Source organism: Vibrio sp. 10N.247.310.98, assembly GCF_041467395.1.
GTDB lineage: Bacteria > Pseudomonadota > Gammaproteobacteria > Enterobacterales > Vibrionaceae > Vibrio > Vibrio crassostreae_C.
In genome coordinates, this window is record NZ_JBFSUL010000033.1 from 43,420 (window position 1) to 49,828 (window position 6,409).

Sequence of the window (6,409 nt, forward strand, 5' to 3'; positions counted from 1 at the left end):
CTCTACTCGAACTCAAATTGATAGAGAAGATCCACAGCACTGTCTAGGCCAGAAACAGCTTCAACATAGAGATCCTGCATCAATCTATAACGAACGGTAAACTCACCTAACGAGTTAAAGATACCCACACCATACTTCACCTGTAAGCCAGGCAGGATGTAACCACTTACCGTCACTTGAGAGTCATCGCCAGAGCCTGCAGTATCCAGTTGCAAGTCCTTTACACCAAAGGCTTCACCGATTTCACCAACAACCTTACCACTCTTCGCTAAACTCAAACCGATTAAAGTCGTTGTCATCGAACCGCTCGACTCACCGTCGATATCTTGGCCACGCAAAATATAAGACAGTGCGTTCGCTTGTGGCATCGCTGGGTCAGAATAAATCTCGATGGTAGGCTCTGTCGCAGGGCCAGTCACTCGAATACCAGCGGTCACGTCATCCTGAGTATTATCAGGATTACGAATCGCGTTGATGGCTACGTATGGCTGATCCGGTGGTCCATTCATTAGGATCTTACCCTCTTCGATCAAGAGGTCTTGCCCGAATGATTGATAAGTACCATCGACGATGTTCACTTCACCTGTAATAAATGGACCTTGGTCTTTTTGAGCCACGTTGAGCTTACCGACCAAATCACCTTCAAGACCGAAGGCAGACAGTTTAAAGTCATCACCAATGGAGATATTAATATTCGTCATCACATTGAATGGAATCGTATCTTCGTTTTCTGGCTCTAGATCTTTATTCAAAATAACCTGATCAGAAGAGACGCCAACCGCTGACGGTGGTAAATCTTCAACAACAATTCGTCCCCATGGTAATGCAATATCACCGGTGATTTTCGCCAGATCTGGTGTGACATCAATAGTCATATCAGGTACGACCTTCACCTTAACCATCGGTGGGATATCAACCATCAACTCATCAGCGAAAACTCTAACGTTCGAATGCCATGCTTTAAGATCTTGCCAATCTCCGGTTCCCTCAATATCAAGGTGACCATCAGGTGTTTCGACATTCGCATCCAGTTTTGCACTATAACCATCAAAGTCGAGGTCGATGCGGCCATCTTTCACATCAACAGGCGTAACATCGCCTTTGACTTGAATACCATCAACAGAGAATTGACCAAAGACTTGAGGGTGCATCAGAGAGCCTTTAACTTGAAGATCACTCTCAAGGTCGGCTTTCAATAAGCTGTATTCACCTAGAATTGGTTGTAAGAAATCAAGATGGAACGTGGTCAGCTTAATTGCCGCATCGACCATTTTGTCTTCGGCAAGAATATCCGGTAACGACACCGTGCCAGACAGGTCACCATTGTCGGAAACATCCAACTTAAAATCGGCATCCAGTTTGTTGTCTTTCAGTTGGGCATTCAATGCAACGCTTTCCCAACCCAGTGTGATTGGCTCACCCACTTGTTGAACAACCTGACCTTTCGGCATATCAACGCTTACCGTGACTTCAGGCTCATCTTGTTCAGACCACTTTGCATGAGCAGTCGCATTGACTAAGCCCTGTAATTGCGTCTCTTTAGGCGCAAAGGCTTTAATCTGCTCGAAATCGAATTGATTGATGGCCACTTTGGCCTCACCCGATTTTCCGACACGAACGTCTTCATCCAAACACACACTCGAACCCGATTGGTTCCAACAATGCGCTTGAACATCAGCAAACTGCTTATCGACATCCGCCTTTATCGCGACAGGTTGGTCTAATACCCAAGGACCTTGCTGAGTAGTGATTTTGACTCTGTCTAACGATCCATCCCAAATAAGAGAAGGCTTTTGAATCAACTCTCCGGAAATAGCTAAGCTTGTAGACACGATGTCGGATATCACATCAAGTGTCATTGTGTGTTTCTTCTCACCACCACTCACCGTGAGAGCAATGCTTTCTACGCTTTGATCTTGATAGGTTAAGTTCTTAGCTTTTAATTCAAGATCAGCTTGAGCTTCAGGCAATGGCAGAGGAATCACAGAGCCATTAAGCGACAAGGATTCTAGTGTTGCTTCGCTATTCCAATCTACCTTATCCACATTTAGAGCGAGATCGACTTCAGGCTCTTTCGTTAGACCGCTTAGCTGGATGTTACCAATCACTTTACCTTTCAAGTCAGGGACGCTTTTTACAAGCTCAGGGAAGTAAATCTCAACACCCATGTCCCATTTCTTATCAAGCTCACCCTGAGCCTTAATCGAGTTAACACCGTGAGCCAAACTCAAACCACTGGTTTTCAGTTTTGGTTCACCGCTCGCGCTGCGATCCGACGCTGACAACTGACCTTCGATATCCAGAGGGTATTCTCGCAAGATCCCTTCAATATCCAATTTAGGCAGTTCAATCGCCCAGCCGCCCGCTTCCGTCAACCCACCCGAGGTGACGATGCTTCCGCTAATGTTGCCCTCGGCTTCAGGCCACTGCAGACCCGGCTGAATATCTTTGAGTGTCACGTCAGCTTGCCAGTTAACGAGACTCTTCCAGTTCGCTTTAACGACACCGTTAAGCTCACCGCCTAGCGTGTTGAGCTTTAGACGCTCGAGCTCAATTTGTTCCGTCGTGCCTTTACCCTGTAGATCAATGGCTAATTCAGGGATTTCCTTACCATCGGCTTCACCTTTAAGAAGAACATTGAAACCATCTAGTGAGCCATCAGCTTTGAATTGCTCAATTGTCGCTTGGTAATCGCTTTTTCCGGTAAGGGGCCACTGTGCTTGTCCGCCCTCTAAAAGAAGGTCAAATGGCAGAGTCGGTTCTAAGGGTTGAATGTCCCCAGACAACTTTGCCTCAATCAGCTCAGAAAATTGGGAATCTAGGTTTAGCTTAGCCACGCTGCCTTGTGCTTTCAGAGACAACTTCTGACCAGCAAGGTCGGTTTCTTTCACTAACGCATCCAAAGAAAGTTCTAGCGGGTAACCGCCCTTGAGCTCAACCTTCGTGGTTAGATTGGCGCTTGCTTGTGGCATATCGAGTTCGAGAGTTGAAACATCAACCGTGTGTTTGCCCGCGCGAGCTTCTAGCCCAAGGTGGTTAACAACGATTGGTATTTCTTGTTCTAAGGTGAAACGGTTGAGGTCAAAACGCTCCAACACAACCTGCAGAGGAATCCAGACTTCCGGCAATTCGATAGCCGTTTTAACGGCAGCTTTTGGCTCAACCTTTTCTGCTTGCGGTTCTTCTGTCGACTCAGCGAGTTTAACCTTAAGATCATTGAATAAGGTTGGCGATACAGTTAGCTTTTCGCCCTGCATACTCAAAGCCGTAGAGAACAAGCTCCATTCAATTTCATGCCCTAAGATATTCAACTTGATATCAGACAAAGCGATACGGTTGATTACGATTGGCAACGGTGTTTTTACCGATGTTACGGGCGGAGTAGGTTCTGTTTCTTCTGTAGAGGCCGGAGGCAGTTCAGTAAATGCGAAGTCCAATCCTTGAATCGCTAAACGATCGACACACAACTTAGGGTCGAGCAGACAGCGAGGATTAATCGCCAAGTTCAGCTTTTGAACTTTGGTGTCTATATGCAGGCTGTCATCTTTAAACTGAACATTATTAAGCGTAAAGCTCGGGAACAGAGCCCCTTTAGTGCTTTCCACTTTAAGCTGTGGCAACGCTTTTTCAGCGCCCCACAACACAGTGTTCAACCCTGGATTGGTGAACAAAACAAAACCTAGCAAGGCTATCAACAACAGCAAAATAGACGTCAATGAGATCGACGTCCACTTGATGCACTTGCCCATCACTTTGATCATAATTCTGGCCCTAAACTAAAGTGTAACTGGAACTCATCACCTTTTGCTGCATCTAGACCCCAAGCAAAATCTAAGCTCACAGGGCCGACGGGCGACGCCCAACGAACCCCGACGCCGGTACCATGTTTCCATTCAGGTTTATCATTGAAGGCATCACCAATGTCGTAGAATGCTGCGCCCCACCAGTTTCCAACCAAGCGGTATTGGTATTCAAACGAGCTGGTTGCAATGAATTTGGCACCCGTTAGTGCGCCACTTTCATCTCGAGGAGAGATCGACTCATAACCATAACCACGAATGCTATTGTCACCACCAGCAAAGAATCTTAGGGAGGGAGATAGCTTATCAAACTCGTCGGCAAAGTTGCCGCCAAATTGAAGTCGAGTTAAGCCTCGGTGATTGTCGCCAATGCTTCGAATCCAAGCGGTTTGACCTTGAAAACGAACAACCTTAGTTTCAGATAACAAGGTATCATCACCCGCTTCAACCATAATGGTTTGTTTATCGCCCCACATCGGCATCGAACCGCCTCGCGTTCGAGTGCGTGAGAAAGAGATACCCGGCAGCACAAATTGCGCTAAATCATCCTGCAAACCTTGCTCATAGTTTTCGACCAAGTATCGAATGAAGACCGTGCGTTGCCAACCGTTATCCAGTCGCCAATATCTTTCTAGCGCTAAGTTTGACTCCAAACTCTTGGTATCACGATTATCCAAGTTTTTCATACCGTACTTAACTTGATAGTAGTCGTTCAGCACGTCATCCAGAGGGATTTTATAGGTAGCGGTAATCGTCTGTTCAGGTTTAGAAATCGACAGGCTGCTATTGAAGCTATGGCCTTGTTCATTAACCCAAGGTTTTTTCCACTTCAGAGTGCCTTTTACGCCAAGGTCGGTGGATACACCGATACCCGTTTCGATTTGGTTACGAGCTTGCGGAGCAAGGCTAACCTTCATCGGGATCTCTCGGCCTTCGCCTAACTGGCTTAAATCTGGTTCAACAAATACCGAGGAGAACCAATCCGTATTGGACAGGTTTTGGTTGTACTCACCGACTTTGGTGATTGAGTAAGGTTCGCCATCCTCAAATGGTTTAAGTGACTGCACCTTATCTTCTTCTATCTGGCTACCAGTAACCTGAGTAGTACCAAAGTGATAGCGGATACCACTGTTATAATGAAGACGAACATAAGCGCGGTTCAATTCAGGAGCGACTTCTAGCTTACTAAGATCATAAGCACCATCGAAGTAGCCTTTCGCTAAGCCAAGGTTGCGGATCGACGATTTCAAAGAGTCATAATTACCATGATTCAGAGTCGAACCTTTAGACAAGCTACTCTTCGCTATCAAGGCTAAAAAGTCTGGGTCATCCTTGGCTTCACCAGTTAGAACGATATCTGAAGTATAAATAACAACAGGCTCTCCCGGCTCAACCGTAACGGTCATTTCGGTATCATCTTCGGAGTGAGTAAATGTGATTTTAAGGTGGTAGTAGCCTAACGCATTCAGGGCTTCTTTAATCATAGATTCCAAGCGGGATTGGAATCTTAGTGAAACCGAATACTCTTCTTCAGGGATCGCACTCAGATAAGCATCAACATTATCCTCAAGCGCTCCATCTAGCCCTTTGATTTCAAGGGAAACGTCAGCGAAAGCGAGCGTCGATGACAATAGAGTGCCAATCAGAACTGGTAAAGTTTTTCTTATCATGTTTAATTGGTGAAGAAGTTATCAATACGTTAATAAGTGAAAAGAAATAATACCGCTAAATAGGCATTGAGTCTGTAATAAATCCTGGAATAACACGGTCTAATTTAAAGACTTATTCAATATTGACCAACAGTTAATATGAACCCACGTTAAATAAAAGCCAGCGCGGTAAACGTATGCGAAAAGGAATATAACATGCTAAACAAACAACAACTGGTTTCTGCAGCAACCGCACTACCGGGAAATGCTGACCCAATTCGAATCACTGAGCGCCATTTCGTCAATCAAACCGACCTGCTCGATGCACCCACGGGCTCTCAACAAGAAGTCCTGTTTGGTATGGGGTGCTTCTGGGGAGCTGAGCGTTTGTTTTGGCAATTGGATGGCGTTATTTCAACATCCGTTGGTTACGCTGGCGGATACACAGTTAATCCCACTTATGAACAAGTATGTACTGGGCAAACCGGCCATACCGAGGTCGTTCGTGTCATATTTGATAGTGAACAAACCTCTCTAGCTCGAATACTTGAAACCTTTTGGGAGCGTCATGACCCAACTCAAGGGATGCGCCAAGGCAACGATTTAGGGACTCAGTACCGTTCTGCGATTTACACCTTCAGTGAAGAACAACAATCTATCGCTGAGCACTCTAAACGTGAATATCAACGAGCAATGACTGAATCTTTAGGCAACGAGATCACGACGGAAGTTCTGCCTGCTGGAAAATATTTTTTCGCAGAAACCTACCACCAGCAATACCTAGCTAAAAATCCGAATGGGTATTGCGGGTTGGGTGGAACAGGTGTGTGCTTCCCTCCACAATAAAGTGCCGTTCGACATACCATCGTGAACGACACGCATTAAAAAAGGGCTTCCATCAGGAAGTAATGCCGTTCACTTAAGAGTGAACGGCATTTTTGTTCTTAGCATACCGTTGTG

The 6,409-nt window shown here is 45.7% G+C and carries 3 protein-coding genes; 1 reads left to right on the forward strand and 2 read right to left on the reverse strand.

The genetic code is table 11. The annotated features are described in order from the left end of the window. Positions 1-2: 2 nt before the first annotated feature. Positions 3-3,761 carry a translocation/assembly module TamB domain-containing protein gene (locus tag AB6E78_RS14075; RefSeq protein ID WP_372111200.1) on the reverse strand — a complete coding sequence of 1,253 codons (3,759 nt, stop codon included), beginning with the start codon at positions 3,759-3,761 and terminating at the stop codon, positions 3-5. Beyond that, positions 3,758-5,470 carry an autotransporter assembly complex family protein gene (locus tag AB6E78_RS14080; protein ID WP_017058900.1) on the reverse strand — a complete coding sequence of 571 codons (1,713 nt, stop codon included), beginning with the start codon at positions 5,468-5,470 and terminating at the stop codon, positions 3,758-3,760. The genes AB6E78_RS14075 and AB6E78_RS14080 overlap by 4 nt, the downstream gene beginning before the upstream one ends. Before the next feature lie 195 nt (positions 5,471-5,665). On the opposite strand from AB6E78_RS14080, the gene msrA reads away from it, so the two are divergent. Next, on the forward strand, positions 5,666-6,295 hold the full coding sequence (gene msrA, locus AB6E78_RS14085) for a peptide-methionine (S)-S-oxide reductase MsrA (protein WP_017058899.1): 630 nt from the start codon (positions 5,666-5,668) through the stop codon (positions 6,293-6,295). Positions 6,296-6,409: the final 114 nt, after the last annotated feature.

Excerpts from the sequence above, each read along its gene's own strand:
- AB6E78_RS14075 (WP_372111200.1), bottom strand. The coding sequence starts at position 3,761 with ATGATCAAAGTGATGGGCAAGTGCATCAAGTGGACGTCGATCTCATTG.
- msrA (WP_017058899.1), top strand. The coding sequence starts at position 5,666 with ATGCTAAACAAACAACAACTGGTTTCTGCAGCAACCGCACTACCGGGA.
- AB6E78_RS14080 (WP_017058900.1), bottom strand. The coding sequence starts at position 5,470 with ATGATAAGAAAAACTTTACCAGTTCTGATTGGCACTCTATTGTCATCG.